We start from the raw sequence: 23,270 nt of genomic DNA, 5'->3' as shown, positions 1-23,270 counted from the left end.
TGGTCGAGCGGTCGGTCCGGCCGCTCAGCGTCCCCAGCGCAGTGCCGGGGTCTCCACCGGTGCGTCCCAGAGTGCCGTGAGTTCGTCGTCCAGCACCGTGACGGTGAGCGAGAACCCCTGCATCTCGAGGGATGTGACGTAGTCGCCCACCAAACTACGCGTGACGTCGTACCCGCGGTCCGTCAGCACCTCGGCGGCGCGTCGGTAGGCGATGTACAGCTCGGACAGCGGGGTGCCGCCCATGCCGTTCACGAGCAGGAGCAGATTCGAGCCGGCCGGAGGGTCGAGGTCGGTGAGGATCGGTTCGAGCACGCGGTCGACGAGCTGGTCGGCCGGCGCCATCGGGATGCGCTCGCGTCCGGGCTCGCCGTGGATGCCGATGCCGAGCTCGACCTCGTCGTCGGCGAGCGTGAAGGACGGCTCCCCCGCGTGCGGCACGGTGCCGGACGCCAGGGCCAGGCCCATCGACCGCGTGACGTCGTTGACGTGGCGGGCGACCGCGGCGACTGCGTCCAGGTCGTCACCGCGCTCGGCCGCGGCACCGGCGCACTTCTCGACGACGACGGTGCCGGCGACGCCGCGGCGGCCGGCGGTGTAGAGCGAGTCCTGCACGGCGACGTCGTCGTCGACCACGACGGCCTCGACGCGGATGTCGTCCATCTCGGCGAGCTCGGCGGCGGTCTCGAAGTTCAGGACGTCGCCGGTGTAGTTCTTCACGATGTGCAGGACGCCGGCGCCGCCGTCGACGGCCTTGGTGGCCGCGACGATCGGGTCGGGGGTCGGACTCGTGAACACCGGCCCGGGCACGGCGGCGTCGAGCATGCCGTACCCGACGAAGCCCGCGTGCAGCGGCTCGTGTCCGCTGCCGCCGCCGCTGACGATGCCGACCTTGCCGGCGACGGGAGCGTCGGCGCGGTGCAGGTGGATCGGGTCCTCGACCAGGACCACGTGACCGGCGTGTGCCCGGGCGAAGCCCCGGACGGTCTCGTCGACCACGGCCTGCGGGTCGTTGATGAGCTTCTTCATGCGCGTGCCTCCACGGGTACGGGGCCGAACCGAGGCGAACTGCACACCGCCGTCGTCGACCGGAGTGCGCCCAATCTACATCCGACGCCCGGGCGCTCGTTCGTCCGGTCTGCACGTTCGTGCAGCACCACGGGGACGTGTCACCGGCTCGTGATCCCCCGCAGCGCACGGCGCTTGCACGTTCGTGCACGATCGCGGACTTCCCTCAGGAATTCATCGCCCCGTCGTTCTCCGCGTCACTATGCTCGGCCTCAATCACTCAACGGGGAGTGCGGCGCAGCACCACCGGACCCCCACCTCACGCACTGGAGGTCACCGATGGACGACATCGGCGTCAAGTTCCTGTCCGAGCTCGTCGGCACGGCGATGCTCATCATCCTGGGTGGCGGTGTCGTCGCCGCCGTCTCCCTCACGAAGTCGAAGGGCTTCGGGGCCGGCTTCCTCATGGTCACGATCGGTTGGGGCTTCGCGGTCTTCGCCGGCGTCACCGTGTCCTACAAGTCGGGCGGCCAGCTCAACCCGGCCGTCAGCCTCGCCCAGGCCATCCTCGGCAACATCACCGTCGGCGCGATGCTGCTGTTCTGGCTCGCCCAGCTCATCGGCGCGGTCATCGGTGCCGTGATCGTCTGGCTCGCCTACAAGCAGCACTTCGACGAGGAGCCCGACGCGGCCGCCAAGCTCGGCGTCTTCTCCACCGGCCCCGCGATCCGTTCGTACGGCTGGAACCTCGTGACCGAGATCATCGGCACCTTCGTGCTGGTGTTCGTCGTCATCGCCTTCACCAACGGCCAGACCCCGTCGGAGCTCGGCGCGATCCCCGTCGCCTTCCTCGTGATCGCGATCGGTGTCAGCCTCGGTGGCCCGACCGGCTACGCCATCAACCCCGCCCGTGACCTCGGCCCGCGCATCGCGCACGCTTTCCTTCCCATCAAGGGCAAGGGCTCGAGCGACTGGGCCTACGCCTGGGTGCCCGTCGTCGGACCGCTGCTCGGTGGCGCCATCGCCGCCGGCCTGTCCTACGCGCTGCTGCCCGTCGTCAGCTGAACCAACCCAACCCCGGGGTGAGCGGCCCGTCCGCACGGGCCGCTCACCGCACCGAACACCCGTAAGGAGCACCAATGGCCGACTACATCGTCGCCATCGACCAGGGCACGACCTCCACCCGAGCGATCGTCTTCGATCACTCCGGCTCGATCATCTCGACCGGGCAGAAGGAACACGAGCAGATCTTCCCGCGCGCCGGATGGGTCGAGCACGACCCCGCCGAGATCTGGGACAACACCCGCGAGGTGATCGGTCAGGCACTGTCGCGTGCCGACATCACGCGTCACGACGTCGCCGCCGTGGGCATCACGAACCAGCGCGAGACCGCCGTCGTCTGGGACAAGACCACCGGCAAGCCGATCTACAACGCGATCGTCTGGCAGGACACCCGCACGCAGTCGATCGTCGACAAGCTCGCCGACGGGGACACCGACCGCTACAAGGCCATCGTCGGCCTCCCGCTCGCGACGTACTTCGCCGGCACCAAGATCGTGTGGATCCTCGAGAACGTCGAGGGTGCGCGTGAGAAGGCCGAGGCCGGGGACCTGCTCTTCGGCACCACCGACACCTGGGTCCTCTGGAACCTGACCGGTGGCGTCGACGGCGGCGTCCACAAGACCGACGTCACGAACGCGTCCCGCACGCTGTTCATGGACCTCGAGACGCTCCAGTGGCGCGACGACATCCTCGCCGACTTCGGTGTGCCGAAGTCGATGCTCCCCGAGATCGTCAGCTCCTCCGAGGTCTACGGCCACGTCGAGTCGTCCAACCTGCTCCGCGAGGTCCCGATCGCAGGCATCCTCGGCGACCAGCAGGCCGCGACCTTCGGCCAGGCTGCGTTCGACCAGGGCGAGTCGAAGAACACCTACGGCACCGGCAACTTCCTCATCTTCAACACCGGTACCGAGATCGTCCGCTCCGAGAACGGCCTGCTCACCACCGTCGGCTACAAGCTCGGCGACCAGGAGACGCACTACGCACTCGAGGGCTCGATCGCCGTCACGGGTTCGCTCATCCAGTGGCTCCGTGACAACCTCGGTCTCATCGGCAGTGCCCCGGAGGTCGAGGCACTCGCCAAGACCGTCGAGGACAACGGCGGCGTGTACTTCGTGCCGGCGTTCTCCGGGCTGTTCGCGCCGTACTGGCGTCCGGATGCCCGCGGTGCCATCGTCGGCCTGACCCGCTACGTCAACAAGGGGCACATCGCACGTGCGGCCCTCGAGGCGACGGCGCTGCAGACCCGCGAGGTCCTCGACGCCGTCAACGCCGACTCGGGCGTGGACCTGACGGAGCTCAAGGTGGACGGCGGCATGACCGCCAACAACGAGCTCATGCAGTTCCAGGCCGACATCCTCAACGTGCCGGTGGTGCGTCCGGTCGTCGCCGAGACGACGGCGCTCGGCGCGGCCTACGCGGCCGGTCTCGCGGTCGGCTTCTGGGCCAACCTCGACGAGCTCCGTGCCAACTGGCAGGAGGACAAGCGCTGGGAGCCGCAGCTCGACGCCGCGGAGCGCGAGCGCACGCTCCGCCTCTGGAAGAAGGCCGTCACGAAGACCTTCGACTGGGTCGACGAGGACGTCCAGTAACGACGCGGGCGCACGCTGACCGCGTGCATTGAACGCACCGACGGGAGGCCCGGTGCCGGTTCCTGGAACCGGCACCGGGCCTCCCGTCGGTTGCGTCTCCCCCGCGTCGGTCGCGGGGTCCGGTCGGCGGGTGGCGGGGTGCTGGGTGGTGGGGTTGTTGCGGGCACGGCACGGTGCGGGTCCGTTCGCCGGGTGCAGCGGTGACCGCCTGGTGCGCGCTCGTGGCGGCGCACCGAGCCGCCAGGCTCGCACCGGGTGACGCACCCCGCACGGTGCGGCTCGCGCGGAAGCGGCGCGGGACTGCGGACCGCGCACGGTGCGGACTGGAGGCGCGGGGCGGCCCCGCAACGGGCCTCCCGTCCGGCACGGGGTTGCCAGCACGGCACGGTGCGGATTTGTTCGCCGGGTGCAGCGGTGACCGCCGGGTGCGCGCTCGTGGCGCCGCACCGAGCCGCCAGGCTCGCACCGGGTGACGCACCCCGCACGGTGCGCGGGGCGGCGTGGACTACGCGGCGGGAGCTTCGCCGACCCAATCAGCCAGCTTGCGGGCGCCGGCGCCGGAGTCGATCGCCTCGGCGGCCACCGCGAGCTGCTCCCGGAACCGCTGCAGGATCGGGCGGTCGGACTGTGCCGGGTCCTGCGCGAGACGGAAGGACACCAGGCCGGCGGCGGCGTTCAGGAGCACGATGTCGCGGACCGGGCCGGTCTCCCCCGCCAGGACGCGGTGCACGACGCCGGCGTTGTGCTCCGGGTCGCCACCGAGCAGGTCTTCCGTGCGGGCGCGGGCGATGCCGAGGTCACGCGGGTCGAGGTCGTGCTCGGTGATGCGCCCGCCGGTGACCTCCCAGATGTGGCTGTGCCCGGTGGTCGTGAGCTCGTCGAGACCGTCGTCACCGCGGAACACCAGGGCGGTCGCGCCGCGGGTCTGGAACACGCCCGTGATGATCGGCACGAGCTCGAGCTGGGCCACTCCGACGGCGTTGGCCTCGCACCGTGCGGGGTTGACGAGCGGCCCGAGGAAGTTGAAGACCGTCGGCACGCCGATCTCGCGCCGGACCGGCCCGGCGTGGGCGAAGCCGGGGTGGAACGCGTTGGCGAACGCGAAGGTCAGTCCGACACGCCGGAAGGTGTCCGCGACACGCGCGGCGTCCATCGTGAGATCGAGGCCGAGTGCAGCGAGCACGTCGCTCGACCCGGACTTCGAGGAGCTGGCCTTGTTGCCGTGCTTGACGACCGGCACCCCGGCGGCGGCGATGACGATCGCGGCCATCGTCGACACGTTCACGGTGCCGACGACGTCACCGCCGGTGCCGACGATGTCGAGGGCCATCGGGTCGACGTCCAGCGGAACCGCGGCGTCGAGGATCGCGTCGCGGAACCCGACGACCTCGTCGACGGTCTCGCCCTTCGCTCGGAGGGTCACGGCGAACGCGGCGATCTGCGCCTGGGTGGCGCGCCCGTGCACGATCTCCTCCATGGCCCATGTGGATTGCCTGATCGTCAGGTCCTCGCGCGCCATGAGCGCGCTGATCACTGCAGGCCAAGAGAGTGCGTCAGGCATGGCTCGATCGTAGTGAATTCGAGAGACCCGCCAGTCTCCTGCGAAAACACTGTCGGGGGTTTCGGCCATAATGGAGGACGTGACTAGCACCTCTCTCTCCCGATCCGCCAGCGGTCCGGCCCTGAACAGGCCGAACGCCGTTGCCGTGGGGACGATCGTGTGGCTGGGCAGCGAGGTCATGTTCTTCGCCGGCCTGTTCGCGATCTACTTCACGCTGCGCAGCACGTCCCCCGAGCTCTGGGCGGCCGAAACCTCCAAGCTCGAGGTGCCGTTCGCCTCGGTGAACACGATCATCCTGGTGCTGTCCAGCTTCGCGTGCCAGTTCGCGGTGTTCGCAGCGGAGCGCTTCCAGGTGCACCGCACGAGCTGGAACCCGCGCCACTGGGGCATGACGGAGTGGTTCTTCGTCACCTACGCGATGGGCGCGATCTTCGTCTGCGGCCAGATCTTCGAGTACGCCAACCTCTGGCACGAGGGCGTCACGCTCTCCTCGAGCGCCTACGGCTCGGCCTTCTACATGACGACCGGGTTCCACGGCCTCCACGTCACGGGTGGCCTCATCGCCTTCCTGCTGACGCTCGGCCGCGGCTTCGCCGCGAAGAACTTCGGTCACAAGGAAGCGACCACCGCCATCGTCGTGTCGTACTACTGGCACTTCGTCGACGTCGTGTGGATCTTCCTCTTCGCCGTCATCTACCTTCTCAAGTAGGAACTGGACACCCCCCAGCACATGTTCAACAGAACCAAGTCCAAGAAGGGCCGCCGCTCTCCGATGGCGACCGTCTCGCTCATCGTCGTGGGTCTCATGACCACCGGCGGTGCGTACGCGCTGTTCAGCTCCACGGCGAACGCGGACGACAGCACGACCACCGTCGCAGCGACCAGCCAGTCGAAGGTGAACGAGGGCCAGAAGCTCTTCGCCTCGAACTGCGCGACCTGCCACGGCCTCTCCGCCCAGGGCACGAGCGAGGGTCCGTCCCTCATCGGCGTCGGCGCCGCCTCGGTCGACTTCCAGGTCGGCACCGGCCGCATGCCGATGGCCGCCCAGGGCCCGCAGGCCGAAGAGAAGCCCGCGCAGTTCACGGACGAGCAGGTCGACGCCCTCGCCGAGTACGTCGCCTCGCTGGGCCCCGGCCCGGCCGTCCCCTCGACCGAGCTCACCAACGGTGAGGACGGCGACGCGGCCGAAGGCGCAGAGCTCTTCCGCATCAACTGCGCCATGTGCCACAACGTGGCCGGCGCTGGCGGCGCTCTGACCGAGGGCAAGTACGCCCCGAACCTGTCGACGGTCTCCGGCAAGCACATCTACGAGGCCATGCAGACCGGCCCGCAGAACATGCCGGTCTTCAACGACCTCAACCTCACGCCGGAGCAGAAGGCCGACATCATCACGTACCTCAAGTACGTGCAGGACAACAAGTCGCCCGGCGGGTTCGCACTCGGCTCCCTGGGCCCGGTGGCCGAGGGTCTGTTCATCTGGATCTTCGGACTCGGCGCGGTCGTTGCGATGACCGTCTGGCTGACCGCGAAGTCCAACTGATCGTCCGTGTCGAACGACACTGAAGGGAACACCATGGCAGAGCACGACGACGAGACGCTGAACTCGTCCTCGGCTGTCGAGAAGCACGGCACGACCACCTCCCCCGGGATCGCGGTGCTGCCCACCGACCCGTTCGAGAACCCGGGTGAGCCGCCGCACCGCGCGCGCCGCACCGACGTCGACCCGAAGAAGCAGCGTCTGGCCGAGCGCCAGGTCGCGACCTTCTTCTACCTCTCGATCGTCGGCAGCGTCCTCTCGATCGCGGCCTACGTCGCCTTCCCGATCGACTCGAACGACTTTGGGACGGTCCGCACCGCGAACCTCTTCCTCGGCCTGTCGATCGCCCTCGCACTCATCGCGCTGGGCCTCGGTGCGGTCTACTGGTCGAAGTCGCTCGTCGTCGACCGCGAGATCACCGAGCTCCGCCACGGCACCCGCGGCACCGACGCGACCCGCGCCAAGGCCGTCGAGGCCTTCCAGCTGGCCGACAAGGAGTCCGGCTTCAGCCGACGCAAGCTGATCCGCAACTCGATGATCGGCGCGCTGGCTGCGTTCCCGCTGCCGGGCATCGTCCTGGTCCGCGACCTCGCTCCGGCCGAGGACCCGAACGAGCTCCTGCGCCACACCTTCTGGAAGCAGGGCCTGCGCCTGACGAAGGACCCGACGGGTCTGCCGATCAAGGCCTCCGACGTGACCATCGGTTCGGTGTTCCACGTCATCCCGGACGGCATGCTCGACTCCGAGCACATGCTGGAAGAGAAGGCCAAGGCCTCCGTCCTCCTCATGCGTCTCGACCCGAAGGACCTCAACCCCGCCAAGGGCCACGAGAACTGGGGCTACGACGGCATCGTCGCGTACTCCAAGATCTGCACCCACGTCGGATGCCCGGTCGCGCTCTACGAGCAGCAGACGCACCACCTGCTGTGCCCGTGCCACCAGTCCACCTTCGATGTCTCGAACAACTGCGAGGTCATCTTCGGTCCGGCCGCACGCCCCCTCCCCCAACTTCCGATCGCGATCGACGACGACGGCTACCTGGTTGCCCAGAGCGACTTCCACGAGCCGGTCGGACCGTCCTTCTGGGAGCGTGAACGCTGATGACCAGCACCCCCACCACCACGGCACCGAGCAGCACGGCGAACAAGCCGGCTCCGGAGCGCGGATCCCGCATCATCGGCGGGGTCGCCAACTACATCGACGAGCGCACCAGCATCTCGGGGCTCGTCAAGGAAGTCGGCCGGAAGATCTTCCCGGACCACTGGAGCTTCATGCTCGGCGAGGTGGCGCTGTACAGCTTCGTCGTCGTCCTGCTCTCCGGTACGTTCCTGACGTTCTTCTTCCAGGCCTCCATGGCCGAGGTCGTCTACAACGGCTCGTACGTCCCGCTCAAGGGCGTCGAGATGTCGACGGCCCTGCAGTCCACGCTGGACATCTCGTTCGACATCCGCGGCGGGCTGTTCGTCCGCCAGGTCCACCACTGGGCAGCCCTGCTGTTCGTGGCGTCGATCATGCTGCACATGGCCCGCGTGTTCTTCACCGGTGCCTTCCGCAAGCCGCGTGAGCTCAACTGGGTCTTCGGCTTCCTGCTGTGGGTCCTCGCCATGGGTGAGGGCTTCACCGGCTACTCGCTCCCCGACGACCTGCTCTCCGGCAACGGGCTGCGGATCATCGTCGGCATGATCGAGGGTGTCCCGGTGATCGGCGTCTGGATCGCCTACCTCCTCTTCGGTGGCGAGTTCCCGGGGACCGACATCGTCGGCCGCCTCTACACGCTGCACATCCTGCTGCTGCCGGCGATCCTCGTCGCGGTGCTCGGTGTCCACCTCGTGCTCGTCGTCATCAACAAGCACACCCAGTTCGCCGGACCGGGCAAGACCAACGACAACGTCGTCGGTGTCCCGATCCTCCCGGCGTTCGCCGCCAAGGCCGGTGGGTTCTTCTTCATCGTCGCGGGCATCATCGCCCTCATCGCCTCGATGTTCACGATCAACCCGATCTGGAACTACGGCCCGTACGACCCCTCGCCGGTCTCCGCCGGTACCCAGCCCGACTGGTACATCGGCTTCGCCGACGGCGCACTGCGTCTGGTGCCGCCGCACTGGGAGGTCGTGTGGTTCGGCTACACGGTGTCGTTCAACATCCTGGCGCCGATCGCGGTCCTGGTACTGCTCATCCTCGCGATCCTGCTGTACCCGTTCCTCGAGTCGTGGATCACCGGCGACAAGCGCGAGCACCACATCCTGGATCGCCCGCGCAACGCCCCGACCCGCACGGCGATCGGTGCCGCCGGCATCACGCTCTACGCCAGCCTCTGGGCTGCGGCGTCGTCGGACATCATCGCGACCCACTTCCTGGTGTCGATCGAACACGTGATCCACGTGATCCAGGCCACGACGGTCCTCGGCCCGTTCGTCGCCTTCTGGATCACGAAGCGCGTGTGCCTCGCACTCCAGAAGAAGGACCGCGAGATCGTCCTGCACGGCTACGAGTCCGGTCGCATCGTCCGACTCCCCCACGGTGAGTACATCGAGGTGCACGAGCAGCTCGACGAGTACGAGCGGTGGAAGCTCCTGCAGTTCAACGAGTACAAGCCGCTCATGATCCGCCCGAACGCCAAGGGGCAGATCACCGTGGTCCAGAAGGCCCGTGCGAGCATCTCCCGCTTCTTCTTCGAGGACCGCATCGAACCGGTGTCGAAGGCCGAGCTCGAGGCAGCGCACGCCGCCCACCACGGCCCGGACCTCGCGGGAGGCCACCAGGCTCCGCAGGTCGGCCCCGGGGATCACTGATCCGAGGCACACGAGAAAACCCCCGTCACGATGTGGCGGGGGTTTCCTCGTGTGTGGGGCAACACGCCGCCCCCAGTTCACGGCTGGTTCACCGACACGTGCTGGACTCGTCCAGGACGGTGTGGCAACGTGTTGCACCACGCATCCGCCAACGGAATGAGACCCCGATGGACAGCCGGACGGCCGAACACCCCAGGCCGAACCACTTCCTCCTCCACCTCAGCGACACCCACCTCGTCTCCGGCGACGGTGATCTGTACGGCGGAGTCGACTCCGCCGCACGGCTCACCGAGATCGTCGCGGACATCGAAGCATCCGGAACCCGGCCCGAGGCGATCGTCGTCACGGGCGACGTGGCCGACAAGGGCGAACCGGGCGCCTACGCCCGCGTCCGCGAGATCGTCGAGCCGGCCGCCCGCCGGATCGGCGCGCAGGTCATCTGGGCGATGGGCAACCACGACGAGCGCGGCGCCTTCCGCCAGGAACTCTTCGGCCTCCAGCCCACCGACCGCCCGGTCGACTTCGTCTACGACGTCAACGGTCTGCGGGTCATCACCCTCGACACGAGCGTCCCAGGCCGCCACCACGGTGAGGTCTCCCCCGAGCAGCTCGACTGGCTCGCCGAGGTCCTCTCCGAGGCGGCGCCGCACGGCACCATCCTGGCGATGCACCACCCGCCCGTCCCGAGCGTGCAGGACCTGACCGTCCTCGTCGAGCTCCGCGACCAGCAGGCCCTGGCCGAGGTCGTCGAGGGCAGTGACGTCCTGGCCATCATCGCCGGGCACCTGCACTACTCGACGAGCGCGGTCTTCGCGGGCATCCCCGTGTCGGTGGCCAGCGCCACCTGCTACACGCAGGACCTCACCGAGTTCCAGGGCGGCACCCGCGGGCGCGACGGCGCACAGTCGTTCAACCTGGTGCACGTCTACGGTCGCAACGTCGTGCACTCGGTCGTCCCGATCGGGCACTACTCCACGGTCGGTGAACCGGTGTCGGCGGTCGAGACCGAGGCCCGCCTCGCAGCGCACGGCGTCACGATCCCGCCCGCGGTCGAACCGGCTCCGGTCACCTCGAGCATCCCCGTCTTCACGCTCGACTCGGTGCCGGTCTCCCCCATCCACCGGTAGGCCGCCGCACTTCGTGAACAGGAATGGTCGGGTCCCGTCTGGGGACCCGACCATTCCTGTTCACCATGTGCGAGGGGCGTGCGCCCGAGGCGGACGGGAGGCGCGTGGCGGGGCCGCTCCGGGCCTCCCGTCCGGCTGTGGTCGCGACCACGGCGCGTGGCGAGGGTCGGCGGCGTGCTCGCCCGGAGCGCGAGGCCGGGTCTCGGCGCCGGGCTCGCAGGCTCGCCCGGAGCGCCCCGGCAGGACGCTGGCGCGTCCTAAGCGCCGGGACGCTCCCACGGCGCGGGGAAGGGGAAGTAGCGCTCGAGGAAGTCCGTGACGCGCTGCGTGCGCTCCTCGTCGCTGACCTCGGGGAAGCTGCCGTCGTTCAGGCAGAAGAAGTCCGCGTTCCGCTTCTTCAGCAGCTCGTCGAGGGACCGCAGCCCGGACTGCATCGTGGTGTCGATGTAGCGGACGTCCGCGTTCTCCTGCACGATCGCCCGGCCGGTGAGCAACGAGTAGTAGTGGTACAGCGAGTTCGTCACCGAGATGTTCTCGGCGGCGCGGAAGCGCGACGCCGCCGTGGCGCGGAACTCGTCGGCGAACTCGTGCTCCATCTCCGTCATGATCGACGCTCGGAGCGGCGTGGGCGCGTGCTCGAGGTGCCGCGTGGTGACCGCACCGAACCGCTGCTGCAACAGCCGGCGGTTCACGCGCGCCGAGTTCTCGAACCCGCTGCGCGCGGCGTTGTTCACGCCGAGCCCGATGCGGGTGGTGGCGAGGATGAACTTCGTCACCGACCCCGGGCTGAAGAACACCGACGGGTCGACGGTGCGGCCGAAGAACATGTCGTCGTTCGAGTAGATGAAGTGCTCGCTGATGCCCGGGATGTGGTGCAGCTGCGACTCGACGGCCTGGGAGTTGTGCGTCGGCAGCACGGACGGGTCGGCGAAGAACTCCTCGCTGCGCACGATGCGGACCTTGGGGTGGTCGGCGAGCCAGTGCGGCGCGGGCGAGTCGGTGGCGATGTAGATCTGACGGATCCACGGTGCGAACGTGTGCACGGAACGCAGCGCGTACTTCAGCTCGTCGATCTGCCGGAAGCGGGCGGGGGCGTCATCGCCCTCGCCCAGGACGGCCGTGGCCTGCGCTGCCTGGCGGGCGCGCTGGTACTCGATGGCGTTGCCGTCGACCCACGAGAAGACGATGTCGATCGGGAACCGGATGTCGGAGACGTGGTCGTCGAACATGTGCTCGACGGTGCGCCAGGTGCGGCCGTAGCGCTCGATGTCGACGAGCACGAACTCCTCGACCGGCAGGCTGCGGCGCATCAGGGCGTTCTCGACGGGTGCGAGCACCTCGGTGTCGGTGAGTCGCCAGAACTCGAGCTGGACGCTCGTCTCGGCGCCGTAGCGCAGACGGCCGAGCGGCTCGAGGCGCGGACGGAACACACGCAGCACCGGTTCGTCGACTGGCCCGAGCCCGTCGTCCTGCACGAGCACGGCAGGCTGACCCGGCGGCTTCGCGTAGAAGGGCTCGTTGACGGCGGCGGCCATCACGGCACTCTCCGCACGTTGCCGGTCGCGCTCGTCGATCGCGATGACCGGACGCTCGTCGTTGCCGCGGATGAGCAGGTGGTCGACGTCGGCCTCGGTGAGCGCGTCGTCGAGGAACAGCAGGTCCTCGATCATCGACTGCTGCGGCGTCAGGTGGCCGTTGAGCAGCGTCAGGCGCCCCTTGCGGACGACGACGTCGGGCCGGTCGAGACCGCCGGAGGACGGTCGAGGGTTCAGCAGAGGACTCTCGGTCACCGGCTCGGTCTCGTCGTTCATCCATGCCCTTCGGGTCGCGCTGCCGGGTCCTGTACCCGACCCTGCGATCCTACCGTCCGCCCGCCCGCTCGGTTCCGCAGGCGGCCACCCGAGCCGTTCAGGAGGCCCGGGGAGCGTCCGCCTCGCGCGGCACCTTGACGGCGATGCCCACGACGATGAACAGCGCGGCGACCAGGATCTGCAGGGCCGCCCACACCTGGCCGGGGATCGGCACCGTGACCAGGGGGTTCCAGCAGACGGCGACGGCGGCCATGAGCAGCGCAGCCCACCACGTCTTCCCGCGGACGGCGAAGACCAGCACGATGAGGGCGAGGACCGTGACGCCCCACCGGGCGAAGACGAATCCGGACGAGTCGATGATCGCCACGCAGGCGAGCAGGACGATCGCGGCGATGAGCGACGGCGCGAGCGCCGGCCGGGTGAACCCGGGGGTCGCACGGGTGCTCGTCGCGCCCGCGGACGGTCGGACCGGGGCGGCGGGCACGCCGTGCTGCGACGACCCCACCGGGGGTCGCCCCTTGCGGGCAGCCATCAGGCGGGGGCCTCGTCGAGGTCGATGGCCGTGAAGGACCGGGACATGGGTGGGAGACCCCGCACACGTTCGAGCGCGGGGACCAGCTCGCCGAGGTACGCCCGGTAGCCCTCGTCGGTGAGGTGCAGTCCGTCGTCGGTGAAGCGGTCGTCGAGGTGGTCGCCGTCGGCCAGCGCGGGCCAGGCGTCGAGGTACTGCGCGTGGCAGGTCGCGACGAACTGGCGCAGGTGCCGGTTCGCCTCCTCGATCTTCGTCGTGTACTCGGCCTGGCGCGGCAGGACGGAGACGAGCAGCAGGCGCACGCCCGGCAGCTCGCGCCGGAGCGTGACGAGGATGGTCTCGACGTTGCGGACGACGTGTTCGGCGCTCGCCCGGTGGTTGCCGAAGTCGTTCGTGCCGATCAGCAGCACGATCACCTCGGGCTGTTCGGCGACGACGGCCTCGAGGCGCGCGAGCACGCCGTCGGTCGTGTCGCCGCTGACGCCCTGGTTCAGCGTGTGCTCGTCGGGGAGCCAGGTGTCCCACGACCCCTGGGCCGTGATGCTGTCGCCCAGGAACAGGACGGGACTGCGTTCCTCGGTCATGCTGCCTCCTCGTTCGCCGGTTCCGGACTCCCATTGTGCTGGGTCCGGTTGCGCTGCGTCGACTCGGTGTTGTCCGACTCGCGCTCGGCGGCCGCGGTGATGCGTTCGACCATGCCGGGGAAGATGATCCCGTGGAAGGGCAGGATCCCGTACCAGTACAGGCGTCCGGGGAGGCCCTGCGGGAAGTAGATCGCCCGCTGGTGGTAGTCGCTGCCGCCCTCGGGGTTCGGGGTGACGGTCATCTCGAGCCAGGCGCGTCCCGGGGACTTGAACTCTGCCCGGAGCCGCAGGTACCGGCCGCGCTCGAGTCGTTCGACGCGCCACCAGTCGAGCGCATCGCCCTGCTCGAGCCGGTCCTGGTCACGGCGCCCACGGCTGAGCCCGACACCGCCGGCGACCTTGTCCATCCAGCCACGCGCGACCCAGGCCAGCGGGAACGAGTACCAGCCGTTCTCGCCGCCGATCGACTCGACGACGCGCCAGACGTCCTCGGCCGAGGCACTCGAGTGCCGCTTCCGGTCGTCGACGTAGACGGTGTGGCCGGCCCAGTCCGGGTCGTTCGGCATCGGGTCCGCCGAGGCACTCGACAGCGTGGCGCTCCGCCAGCTCGTCTCGACCTGGCCCGAGCGCATCTTGTTCAGGGCGAGGCGGACGGCTCGGCGGTACGAGGTGAGCCCACCCTCGGGCTGCGGCACGACGTCGTCGATGTCGTGCTCGCGCTGGACGCACTCGAACTGCAGCGACTCGATGATCGGGGTCGCGAGCTTGCGCGGGATCGGAGTGACGGCGTTGAACCAGTGCGCCGCGAGTCGCGGGGTGAGCACCGGCAGGACCGTGATGGGGCGCTGCCGGAGCTTCGCCTCGACCGCGTAGCCGTTGAGCATCTGGCCGTAGCGGAGCACGTCCGGACCGCCGATGTCGAAGGTGCGGTTGACGTCTGCTGGCACGTCGAGCGCCGCGACCAGGTAGTAGAGGACGTCGCGTACGGCGATCGGCTGGATGCGGTTGCGCACCCACCGCGGTGCCGGCATCCAGGGCAGGACGTCGGTCAGGTGCCGGATCATCTCGAACGAGGTGCTGCCGGACCCGATGACGACACCCGCCTGGTAGGCGACGGTCGGCACGCCCGATCCGAGCAGGATCTCCCCCACCTCCTTGCGGCTGCGCAGGTGCTTCGACAGGTCGCCGTCGGGGTGCAGCCCGCCCAGGTAGACGAACCGGCTGACACCGGCGCGCTTCGCCTCGTGTGCCATCGTCTCGGCGGCCTGGCGTTCGGCGGACTCGAAGTCGCCGTCGGCGCCCATCGCGTGGGCGAGGTAGTACACGGCCTCGACGCCGTCGGCCGCGGCACGGACCGCGTCGGCGTCCTGCAGGTCCCCTTCGGCGATGTCGACGTCGCTGCTCCACGGGACGTCCTGGAGCTTGCGGGGGTTGCGCACGAACACGCGCACGGAGTGTCCGGCTTCGAGGAGACGGGGGACGAGACGACCGCCGATGTACCCGGTGGCGCCGGTGACGAGGACCTGCATGCCCCGAACGCTACGCGGCACGCCTGACGGGTAGGCTTGCCGGGTGGACAACGCAGCCTTCCCCGTCACCGCCGATGCCGTCCGCGGCCTCATCGACCACGCGATCCTGAAGCCCGAGCTCACCCGCTCGGACGTCGACGCCCAGCTCGACGAAGCCGCCGCGTACCGGGTCTTCAGCGTGTGCGTCCGGCCGAGCGACGTGGCGTACGCCGTCGAGCGCCTGCAGGGCACCGGCGTCGGCGTCGGCACGGTCATCGGCTTCCCGCACGGCACCACGTCCACGGCGGCCAAGGTCGCCGAGTCGCTGCAGGCGCTGGCCGACGGTGCCTTCGAGCTCGACATGGTGCAGAACATCGGTGCCGCGAAGTCCGGCGACTGGGAGCGGGTCGAGCAGGACGTCCGCGCGGTGGTCGACGCCGCCGGGTCCACCGTCGTCAAGGTGATCCTCGAGACCGCGTTCCTGACCGACGACGAGATCGTCGCGGCGTCGCGTGCCGCGCAGTCGGCGGGTGCCGCGTTCGTGAAGACCTCCACCGGGTTCGCCGGCGGCGGAGCGACGACCGAGCACATCGCCCTGATGCGCCGCACCGTCGGTGCCGACACCGGGGTGAAGGCCTCGGGCGGCGTCCGCGGGCTCGACACCCTGCTCGAGATGGTGGACGCGGGAGCGAACCGCATCGGCACGAGCGCCTCAGCGCGCATCCTCGACGAGGTCGCGCACCGCGTCGAGACCGGGGTCGCGTCGTCGCAGGGCGACGACACCACCTCCTACTGATCCACCGCGACACGACCTGATCCACCGCACGACGACCTGACCCGACCGACCCACCACCTGCCAGGCCGGGGCCCACCGAACGCGACGACGCGTCCGGGAGCCGCGCCGGGCCTCCAGACCGCCGCATCGGAGCGCGCATGTCCAGCACCGCACCCCAGTCCCCCGCCCTCGCTCTCGCCGTCGACCTCGGCGGCACCAAGGTCGAAGCCGCTCTCGTCACCGACCAGGGCGTCGTCCTGCCGGGCACGCGTTTCCGCAGCCCCACGGGGCCGCAGCGCACGTCCGACGAGCTGCAGGCGGCCGTCGACGAGGTCGTGACGAGCGCGCTCGGCACGGTCCCCGCGGACGCGACCCTGGTCGGCGTCGGCGTCGGCTCGGCCGGCCCCGTCGACGAGGAGCACGGCCTGGTCTCCCCCCTCAACATGCCGGTGTGGCGCGGCCACCCGCTGCGGGACCGCATCGCGGCACTCGTGCCCGAGGGCGTGCCGGTCACGTTGCGCATGGACGGCCTGGCGATCACGCTGGCCGAGCACTGGGTCGGGGCGGCCCAGGGGTACGACCACGTCATGGGCATGATCGTCTCGACGGGCGTCGGCGGCGGCCTCATCCTGCACGGCCGCACCGTCAGCGGCCCGACCGGCAACGCCGGGCACATCGGCCACGTGGAGTGCGGCGGCTACGACGACCCGTGCGCCTGCGGCGGCACCGGCTGCCTCGAAGCGATCGCCAGCGGCCCGAAGACCGTCGCCTGGGCGCAGCGGCAGGGGTTCGCCGGGTCCACGGGCGAAGAGCTGTCGGCGGCGTACGCGGCCGGCGACGAGATCGCGGTCGCGGCGGTCAAGCGCAGCGGCCGGGCCCTCGGCCAGGCGATCGCCGCGGCGACGAGCCTCGTGGACCTCGAGGTCGTGGCGATCGGCGGCGGGTTCTCGCACGTCACGCCGGACCTGTTCGAGTACGCACGCGAAGCGGTGGCCGAGCGCGTCGAGTTCGGGTTCGTGACGAAGGTGCGCATCGTGCCGACGGCGCTGTCGCAGGACGGCCCGCTCATCGGGGCCGCCGCGCTGGTGCACCGCGCCGACGTCCTGCGCTGACGCTGACGCTGACGCCGGGGCGTCCGGGGCGTCCGGGGCGTCCGGGTGTGCGGGCTGTCCGGGCTGTCCACAGGGGGTGTCGGCGGGGCGCCGGTGTCCGGCAGGATGACGAGGTGCCCGGTTCCCGTCTCCTGACCACGGACGACTGGCCCGAGGCGGAACTGCGCGCAGCGGTGCTGGCCGGCGAGCTGGTCCCCGTCGGGCCGTGCTGGGCCTCACCCGCGACCCCGCAGGACCCGGCGCTCCGAGCGACCGCAGCCGCCTGGGTCCTCGGTGATGCCCGGCTGGTCGCCGCCGGCCGCACCGCCGCGTGGATCTGGGGCGCGACGTCCCGTCCGCCGGACCCGTTCGAGGCGAGCGTCCCGCCGCAGCTACGCATCGCCGCCGGGCCGGCCCTGCACCTGCGCGAGGTGGCGCTCGAGCCCGTCGACGTGGTCCGGCTGGGATCGGCGCAGACCACGGTGACGACACCGGCGCGCACCGCGGTCGACCTGCTGCGCACGCCCGGACCGACGAACCCGTCGCGCATCGACGCGGTCGCCGGGTTGCTCGCGATCGGTGCGGTGACAGGCGACGAGTTGCGGGAGCGCCTGAGCGCCCTCGGGACCATCCCGATGGTGCGCCAGGCCGAACGTCGTCTGCGCGCGCTGCTCAGCGAGCGGCGACCGGATGGACTGTCGGCTCAGCCGTCGGTGACGGGTCTGCCCGTCCGGTCAGCCGGCGCTGACGGGTCTGCCCGTCCGCTCAGCCGGCGCTGACGCGGTAGACGTCGTAGACCGCGTCGATCCGCCGGACGGCATTCAGCACCCGGTCGAGGTGGATGGTGTCGCCCATCTCGAACACGAAGCGACTGAGCGCGAGCCGGTCGGACGAGGTCGAGACCGTCGCGGACAGGATGTTGACGTGGTGGTCGGTCAGCACCCGGGTGACGTCGCTCAGCAGCCCCGACCGATCGAGGGCCTCGATCTGGATCTGGACGAGGAACACCGACTTCGACGACGGCGCCCACTCGACCTCGATCATCCGGTCCGGCTCGTTCATCAGGGACTTGACGTTCGTGCACGACGACTGGTGCACCGAGACGCCCTGGCCGCGGGTGATGAACCCGACGATCTGGTCGCCCGGCACCGGGGTGCAGCACTTCGCGAGCTTCACCAGGATGTCCGGCGCACCGCGCACCAGCACGCCGCTGTCACTCGTGCGGAGCTGGCGGCTCGTGACCTGGCGGGGGAACGTGAGCTCCGGCTCGTCGGTCTCGGTGTCGCTCTGGACGCTGCCCAGGACCTTCTCGATGACGGACTGGGTCGACACGTGCCCTTCGCCGACCGCGGCGTAGAGGGCCGAGACGTCGTCGTACCGCATCGACGAGGCGACCTCGGCGATGGTGTCCTGGCTCATGATCCGCTGGAGCGGCAGGTTCTGCTTGCGCACGGCGCGGGCGATGGCGTCGCGCCCCTGCTCGACTGCCTCTTCGCGACGCTCCTTGGTGAACCACTGCTTGATCTTGTTGCGGGCCCGCGGGCTCTTGACGAACTTGAGCCAGTCCTGCGAAGGGCCGGAGTCGGGGTTCTTCGACGTGAAGATCTCGACGACGTCACCGCTCGACAGCGAACTCTCGAGCGGCACCAGTCGACCGTTGACCTTGGCGCCCATGGTGCGGTGCCCGACCTCGGTGTGGACCGCGTACGCGAAGTCGACCGGGGTGGCGCCGGCGGGGAGTCCGATGACCTTGCCCTGCGGCGTGAAGACGTAGGTCTCCTTCGCGCCGATCTCGTAGCGGAGGGAGTCGAGGAACTCCCCCGGGTCGCTCGTCTCCGCCTGCCAGTCGGTGATGTGGGCGAGCCACGCCATGTCCTGGTCGTCGGTGGTCGACGAGGTGCCGACGTCGCGGCCGGCAGCGCGCTGCTTGTACTTCCAGTGCGCGGCGACACCGAACTCGGCACGCTGGTGCATCTCGTGCGTGCGGATCTGGATCTCGACGGGGCGCCCCTGCGGCCCGAGCACGCTGGTGTGCAGCGACTGGTACAGGTTGAACTTCGGCGTCGCGATGTAGTCCTTGAACCGGCCGGGCAGCGGCGTCCACCGGGCGTGCACCGAGCCGAGCATCGCGTAGCAGTCGCGCACCGTCGGCACGAGCACCCGGATGCCGACGAGGTCGTAGATCTCGTCGAACTCGCGACCCCGCACGATCATCTTCTGGTAGATCGAGTAGTACTGCTTCGGCCGCCCCATGACCTCGCCGCGGACCTTCGCGGCCTTCAGGTCCTTCTTGAGGGTGCCGATGACGTTCTGGACGAACTGCTCGCGCTTCGGCTGGCGTTCCTTGACCAGGCTGTCGATCTCGACGTAGAGCTTTGGGTGCAGGACCGCGAATGACAGGTCCTCGAGCTCGAGCTTGATCATCTGGATGCCGAGCCGGTGCGCGAGGGGCGCGTAGATCTCGAGCGTCTCCTTCGCCTTGCGGGTGGCGGAGGTGGACTCGACGAAGCCCCAGGTGCGGGCGTTGTGCAGTCGGTCGGCGAGCTTGATGACGAGCACGCGGATGTCCTTCGACATCGCGATGACCATCTTGCGGACGGTCTCGGCCTGGGCGCTGTCGCCGTACTTGACCTTGTCGAGCTTCGTGACGCCGTCGACGAGCATGGCGATCTCGTCGCCGAAGTCGACCTGCAGCTGGTCGAGCTGGTACTCGGTGTCCTCGACGGTGTCGTGCAGCAGCGCCGCAGCGATCGTGATCGGCCCGATGCCGAGGTCGGCGAGGATCTGGGCGACGGCGACCGGGTGCGTGATGTACGGCTCGCCGGACTTGCGCTTCTGCCCGTCGTGCGCGCGCTCGGCGACCGAGTAGGCGCGCTCGATGAGGGTGACGTCGGCCTTCGGGTGGTGCGACCGCACCGTGCGGATCAGGGTGTCCACGGCACCTGCCGGCTGGGCGCGCGAGAACAGGCGCGGGAGCAGCGAGCGGAGGGAACCGAGGTTGCCCGTGGTGTTCGGGCCGAGTGGGCTGGTCGGGCGCTGTGCGGAGCCGGGGCGACTCGGCGCAGACGGCTCTTCGCGGGTGTCCGTCATGATGCGCCTCCCAGGACTCGGTCCGAGAGCTCGATCCGAGCTCGATCCGACAACACTACGCGTGTCCGGTCAGTGCTCGTGACCCGGTTCGCCCTGGGCGTCGCGGACCACCGGGGCGCCGGACTGCTCCCAGGCGACCATGCCGCCGGTCAGGTTGACCGCGGAGACGCCGGACTGCTCGAGGGCTGCGACCACGCGTGACGAACGGGCGCCCGAGTGGCAGACGATGATCGCCGGCTCGTCGCCGCCGTCGATCTCCTGCCACCGGTTCACCAGCTCGGACATCGGCACGAGCGTGGCCTCCGGCGCGTGGACCTCGTCCCACTCCCCCTGCTCGCGGACGTCGAACAGTCGTGCGCCGGACTCCAGTCGACGTCGCGCCTCGGCGACGTCGACCTCGGTGATCTCGATCGGCATCAGACGTCCGCCGTGGCCGCGGCGTCGACCTCGCGCTGGCGCTTGGCCGCCGCTTCGGTCTTCTTCGCGTCCGCCTGCTTGATCTTCGGCTCGTTCTCGCGCAGGTGCGCGTACATCGGCGACGCGATGAAGATCGTCGAGTAGGTCCCGACGATGATGCCGATGAACAGTGCGAGCGAGATGTCGCGGAGGGTCCCCGCGCCGAGCACGTACGACCCGATGAACAGGATCGCCGCGACGGGCAGCAGTGCCACGACCGAGGTGTTGATCGAGCGGACGAGCGTCTGGTTCACCGCGAGGTTCACCGACTGCTTGAAGGTCCGGATCGACTCCTGCGCGGTGTTCTCGCGCACCTTGTCGAACACCACCACGGTGTCGTAGAGCGAGTAGCCGAGGATCGTCAGGAATCCGATCACGGCTGCGGGCGTGACCTCGAGCCCGACGATGCCGTACACGCCCGCCGTGATCAGCAGGTCGTGCAGCAGGGCCGCCATCGCGGACAGCGACATCTTCCAGGTACGGAAGTACAGCGTCATGAACACGGCGGCCAGGGCGAGGAAGATCACCAGACCGCGGATGGCCTGGGCCAGCACGTCGGCACCCCACGTGGCACCGATGAAGGTCGCGGCGACCTGGCTCTCCGGCACGTCGTACGCCTCGGCCAGGGCGTCCTGCACCTCGGTCGTCTGGCGGTCGGTGAGCTGGCCGGTCTGCACGCGGATGCCGTGCGTCCCGAGCTGGGAGACGCGCGGGATCTCGTCCGAGACGACCCGCTCGACGGTGTCGGTCGCGATGCTCTGGTCGGTGTTCTTGACGTCCGACAGGGTGAACTCGGAGCCGCCGGTGAACTCGATGCCGAGCTGGTACCCGCCGCGCAGCCACGGGGTGGCGAGCGAGATCACGATCATGATGAGCGCGATGAGGTACCAGGTCTTGCGTCGTCCGATGATGTCGTACGACCGCTTGCCCGTGTAGAGGTCGCTGCCGAACTGGCTGAAGCTGGCCATCAGTCGTCCTTCCCGTCCGGCGTCGAGCCGTTGTCGCCGGAGGCCTGCTGGGCCTTCCGCTCCGCGATCGTCTGTCGGCGCTGCGCCTCACCGGCGCTGCGCTGGCGCTTGCCGTCCACCACGGGAGCGCGGAACTGCGCGCGCCCCTTGTAGACCGCACCGAGCGCCGCCGGGTCGAGCCCGCTGAACCTGTGCCCCTCGCCGAAGAACCGGCTGCGGGAGATGAGCTGCATCATCGGGTGGGTGAAGAGCGCGACCACCACGATGTCGATCAGCGTCGTGAGGAGCAGCGTGAACGCGAAGCCCTTCACGTCGGCGACGGCGAGCACGTACAGGGTGACGGCTGCGAGGAAGTTCACCGCGTCGGACGCCAGGATCGTGCGGAGTGCACGCTTCCAGCCGGACTCGACCGCGCTCTCGAGGGCACGGCCGTCGCGGAGTTCGTCACGGATGCGTTCGAAGTACACGATGAACGAGTCGGCCGTGATGCCGATCGCGACGATCAGACCCGCCACACCCGCCAACGACAGGCGGTAGTCGACGCGCCAGGACATGATCGCGATGACCAGGTAGGTCAGCACCGCGGCGACCCCGAGTGACAGCACCGTGACGAACGCGAGCGCCCGGTACTGGATGACGGAGTAGATGATCACCAGGACGAGCCCGATCAGGCCCGCGACGAGACCACCGATGAGCTGGGCGGTGCCGAGCGTCGCCGAGATGTTCTCGTTCGACTGCACCTGGAAGTTGATCGGCAGCGCACCGTACTTGAGCTGGTCGGCGAGCGTCTTCGACGACTCGGCCGTGAACGAGCCGGTGATCTGCGCCTTGCCGTTGGTGATGGCGGAGTTCGTGGACGGGGCCGTGATGACCGAGCCGTCGAGCACGATCGCGAACTGGTTCTGCGGCGCCTGCAGCGAGACGAGACGGTTCGTGACGGTGCGGAAGTCCTTCGTGCCCTGACCGTCGAAGGTCAGGTTGACGGCCCACTGGCCCGTCGAGGTGCCCTGCGAGTCGGTGGCCAGACCCGAGGTGGCGTTGCTGATGTTCGCACCGGAGACCTCGACCGGGCCGAGGATGTACTTCGCGGCACCGTCGGCGTCACAGGTGACGAGGGGCTCGTCGTCCGGAGCGGAGGTGACGTCGTCCGGGGCGGCGCAGTTGTAGTTCGTGTAGAGGTCCTGGAGCGCCGGGGTCACCCAGTTGACGTCGCTGCCGTTCGTCGGCTTCGCGCTCGGCGTCGCCGCGAGCGAGGCGGGCGGCGAGTACGGCGTCGGCGAGGCGGTGGACTTCCCGTCGTCACCGACGGCGGAGTTCGTCGCGGCCTCGGTGAAGAGCACTGGGCGGAACGTCAGCTTCGCGGCCGCCTCGATGCGGTCGATCGTGGCCTTGTCGGGCCGACCGGGGATCGACACGACGATGTTGTTCGCACCCTGCGTGTTGATCTCGGTCTCGGAGACGCCGGTGGCGTTGATGCGCTGGCGGATGATCTCCACCGCCTGCTGCAGCTGCTGCGAGGTGACCGAGTCGCCCTCGGTGTTCTGCGCCGCCAGGGTCAGCTGCGTGCCGCCCTGCAGGTCCAGTGCGAGCTCGGGGACCCAGCTCGCGCCCTGGTACCACTTGTCCGTGTCGTCCTTCGAGCTGCCGGCGAGGATCGACGCGGCGGTGTTCAGGCCGGCGAGGATCGCCATCAGGATCACCAACCAGGTGAGCGAGCGCAGCGCCTTCTTGACGGGTGTCGATCGTGCCACCGGTCGTCTCGTCTTTCTGTCAGGACCATCG

20 protein-coding genes are annotated in these 23,270 nt (G+C 69.5%); 10 read left to right on the top strand and 10 right to left on the bottom strand.

What is annotated here, in order from left to right; translation table 11 throughout:
• Positions 1–24: 24 nt before the first annotated feature.
• Positions 25–1,026 (bottom strand): dihydroxyacetone kinase subunit DhaK, encoded by a 1,002-nt coding sequence (gene dhaK, locus ACGH48_RS10170; RefSeq protein WP_396288425.1) that lies wholly within the window; start codon positions 1,024–1,026, stop codon positions 25–27.
• Between the two features lie 318 nt (positions 1,027–1,344).
• Between dhaK and ACGH48_RS10165 the strand changes: the two genes are divergently transcribed.
• Positions 1,345–2,070: an MIP/aquaporin family protein gene (locus tag ACGH48_RS10165; RefSeq protein ID WP_123312615.1), complete on the top strand. Its 726-nt coding sequence runs from the start codon at positions 1,345–1,347 to the stop codon at positions 2,068–2,070.
• A gap of 74 nt (positions 2,071–2,144) precedes the next feature.
• The gene (glpK, locus tag ACGH48_RS10160) at positions 2,145–3,656 is read left to right on the top strand and encodes a glycerol kinase GlpK (protein WP_396288422.1); all 1,512 of its coding nucleotides are present in this window, start codon (positions 2,145–2,147) and stop codon (positions 3,654–3,656) included.
• 505 nt (positions 3,657–4,161) lie between these two features.
• Here the strand turns inward: glpK and trpD are convergent.
• Complete coding sequence (trpD, locus tag ACGH48_RS10155; RefSeq protein ID WP_123312616.1) at positions 4,162–5,217, bottom strand: anthranilate phosphoribosyltransferase; 1,056 nt, start codon at positions 5,215–5,217, stop codon at positions 4,162–4,164.
• 70 nt (positions 5,218–5,287) lie between these two features.
• On the opposite strand from trpD, the gene ACGH48_RS10150 reads away from it, so the two are divergent.
• The 5 genes from ACGH48_RS10150 (at position 5,288) to ACGH48_RS10130 (ending at position 10,673) form a co-directional block, all read left to right on the top strand.
• Positions 5,288–5,926 carry a heme-copper oxidase subunit III gene (locus ACGH48_RS10150; RefSeq protein WP_123312617.1) on the top strand — a complete coding sequence of 213 codons (639 nt, stop codon included), beginning with the start codon at positions 5,288–5,290 and terminating at the stop codon, positions 5,924–5,926.
• A gap of 21 nt (positions 5,927–5,947) precedes the next feature.
• A complete protein-coding gene (locus ACGH48_RS10145; protein ID WP_123312618.1) occupies positions 5,948–6,757 on the top strand; it encodes a cytochrome c in 810 nt (269 codons plus the stop codon).
• Between the two features lie 33 nt (positions 6,758–6,790).
• Positions 6,791–7,855 carry a ubiquinol-cytochrome c reductase iron-sulfur subunit gene (locus tag ACGH48_RS10140; protein ID WP_123312619.1) on the top strand — a complete coding sequence of 355 codons (1,065 nt, stop codon included), beginning with the start codon at positions 6,791–6,793 and terminating at the stop codon, positions 7,853–7,855.
• Positions 7,855–9,546: a ubiquinol-cytochrome c reductase cytochrome b subunit gene (locus tag ACGH48_RS10135; protein WP_123312620.1), complete on the top strand. Its 1,692-nt coding sequence runs from the start codon at positions 7,855–7,857 to the stop codon at positions 9,544–9,546. Before ACGH48_RS10140 ends, ACGH48_RS10135 begins: the two co-directional genes overlap by 1 nt.
• A 167-nt stretch (positions 9,547–9,713) precedes the next feature.
• Positions 9,714–10,673 (top strand): phosphodiesterase, encoded by a 960-nt coding sequence (locus ACGH48_RS10130; protein WP_222657713.1) that lies wholly within the window; start codon positions 9,714–9,716, stop codon positions 10,671–10,673.
• A gap of 257 nt (positions 10,674–10,930) precedes the next feature.
• On the opposite strand, the gene ACGH48_RS10125 is transcribed toward ACGH48_RS10130, so the two are convergent.
• The 4 genes from ACGH48_RS10125 to ACGH48_RS10110 all read right to left on the bottom strand — a co-directional run bounded on the left by ACGH48_RS10125 (position 10,931) and on the right by ACGH48_RS10110 (position 15,129).
• Positions 10,931–12,484: a stealth conserved region 3 domain-containing protein gene (locus tag ACGH48_RS10125; protein ID WP_340196074.1), complete on the bottom strand. Its 1,554-nt coding sequence runs from the start codon at positions 12,482–12,484 to the stop codon at positions 10,931–10,933.
• Positions 12,485–12,581: 97 nt separating this feature from the next.
• Positions 12,582–13,016 (bottom strand): DUF6804 family protein, encoded by a 435-nt coding sequence (locus ACGH48_RS10120; RefSeq protein WP_396288418.1) that lies wholly within the window; start codon positions 13,014–13,016, stop codon positions 12,582–12,584.
• Entirely contained in the window at positions 13,016–13,600 is a 585-nt protein-coding gene (locus ACGH48_RS10115) for a GDSL-type esterase/lipase family protein (protein WP_123312624.1), read from the bottom strand. Before ACGH48_RS10115 ends, ACGH48_RS10120 begins: the two co-directional genes overlap by 1 nt.
• Complete coding sequence (locus ACGH48_RS10110) at positions 13,597–15,129, bottom strand: SDR family oxidoreductase (RefSeq protein ID WP_396288416.1); 1,533 nt, start codon at positions 15,127–15,129, stop codon at positions 13,597–13,599. Before ACGH48_RS10110 ends, ACGH48_RS10115 begins: the two co-directional genes overlap by 4 nt.
• A gap of 43 nt (positions 15,130–15,172) precedes the next feature.
• Here ACGH48_RS10110 and deoC point away from each other — a divergent pair, with 43 nt between their 5' ends.
• The 3 genes from deoC (at position 15,173) to ACGH48_RS10095 (ending at position 17,753) form a co-directional block, all read left to right on the top strand.
• Complete coding sequence (gene deoC / locus ACGH48_RS10105) at positions 15,173–15,904, top strand: deoxyribose-phosphate aldolase (protein WP_396288414.1); 732 nt, start codon at positions 15,173–15,175, stop codon at positions 15,902–15,904.
• A 137-nt stretch (positions 15,905–16,041) separates the two neighbouring features.
• Complete coding sequence (locus ACGH48_RS10100; protein WP_123312627.1) at positions 16,042–16,995, top strand: ROK family protein; 954 nt, start codon at positions 16,042–16,044, stop codon at positions 16,993–16,995.
• Between the two features lie 113 nt (positions 16,996–17,108).
• Positions 17,109–17,753 (top strand): type IV toxin-antitoxin system AbiEi family antitoxin, encoded by a 645-nt coding sequence (locus tag ACGH48_RS10095; RefSeq protein ID WP_396288412.1) that lies wholly within the window; start codon positions 17,109–17,111, stop codon positions 17,751–17,753.
• Here ACGH48_RS10095 and ACGH48_RS10090 read toward each other — a convergent pair.
• The 4 genes from ACGH48_RS10090 to secD all read right to left on the bottom strand — a co-directional run bounded on the left by ACGH48_RS10090 (position 17,740) and on the right by secD (position 23,239).
• Positions 17,740–20,064: a RelA/SpoT family protein gene (locus ACGH48_RS10090; protein WP_396288410.1), complete on the bottom strand. Its 2,325-nt coding sequence runs from the start codon at positions 20,062–20,064 to the stop codon at positions 17,740–17,742. The genes ACGH48_RS10095 and ACGH48_RS10090 overlap by 14 nt on opposite strands.
• Positions 20,065–20,133: 69 nt before the next feature.
• The gene (locus ACGH48_RS10085) at positions 20,134–20,481 is read right to left on the bottom strand and encodes a rhodanese-like domain-containing protein (protein ID WP_123312629.1); all 348 of its coding nucleotides are present in this window, start codon (positions 20,479–20,481) and stop codon (positions 20,134–20,136) included.
• Positions 20,481–21,488, bottom strand: a complete 1,008-nt coding sequence (secF, locus tag ACGH48_RS10080; RefSeq protein ID WP_222657705.1) for a protein translocase subunit SecF — start codon at positions 21,486–21,488, stop codon at positions 20,481–20,483. Before secF ends, ACGH48_RS10085 begins: the two co-directional genes overlap by 1 nt.
• Positions 21,488–23,239: a protein translocase subunit SecD gene (gene secD / locus ACGH48_RS10075; protein ID WP_396288408.1), complete on the bottom strand. Its 1,752-nt coding sequence runs from the start codon at positions 23,237–23,239 to the stop codon at positions 21,488–21,490. Before secD ends, secF begins: the two co-directional genes overlap by 1 nt.
• Between the last annotated feature and the right edge of the window lie 31 nt (positions 23,240–23,270).

Origin of the sequence: Curtobacterium pomorum, assembly GCF_044497295.1 — a bacterium.
Taxonomy (GTDB): domain Bacteria; phylum Actinomycetota; class Actinomycetes; order Actinomycetales; family Microbacteriaceae; genus Curtobacterium.
Note: the sequence above shows the minus strand (reverse complement) of the source record. Positions and strands in the feature narration are given on the sequence as shown.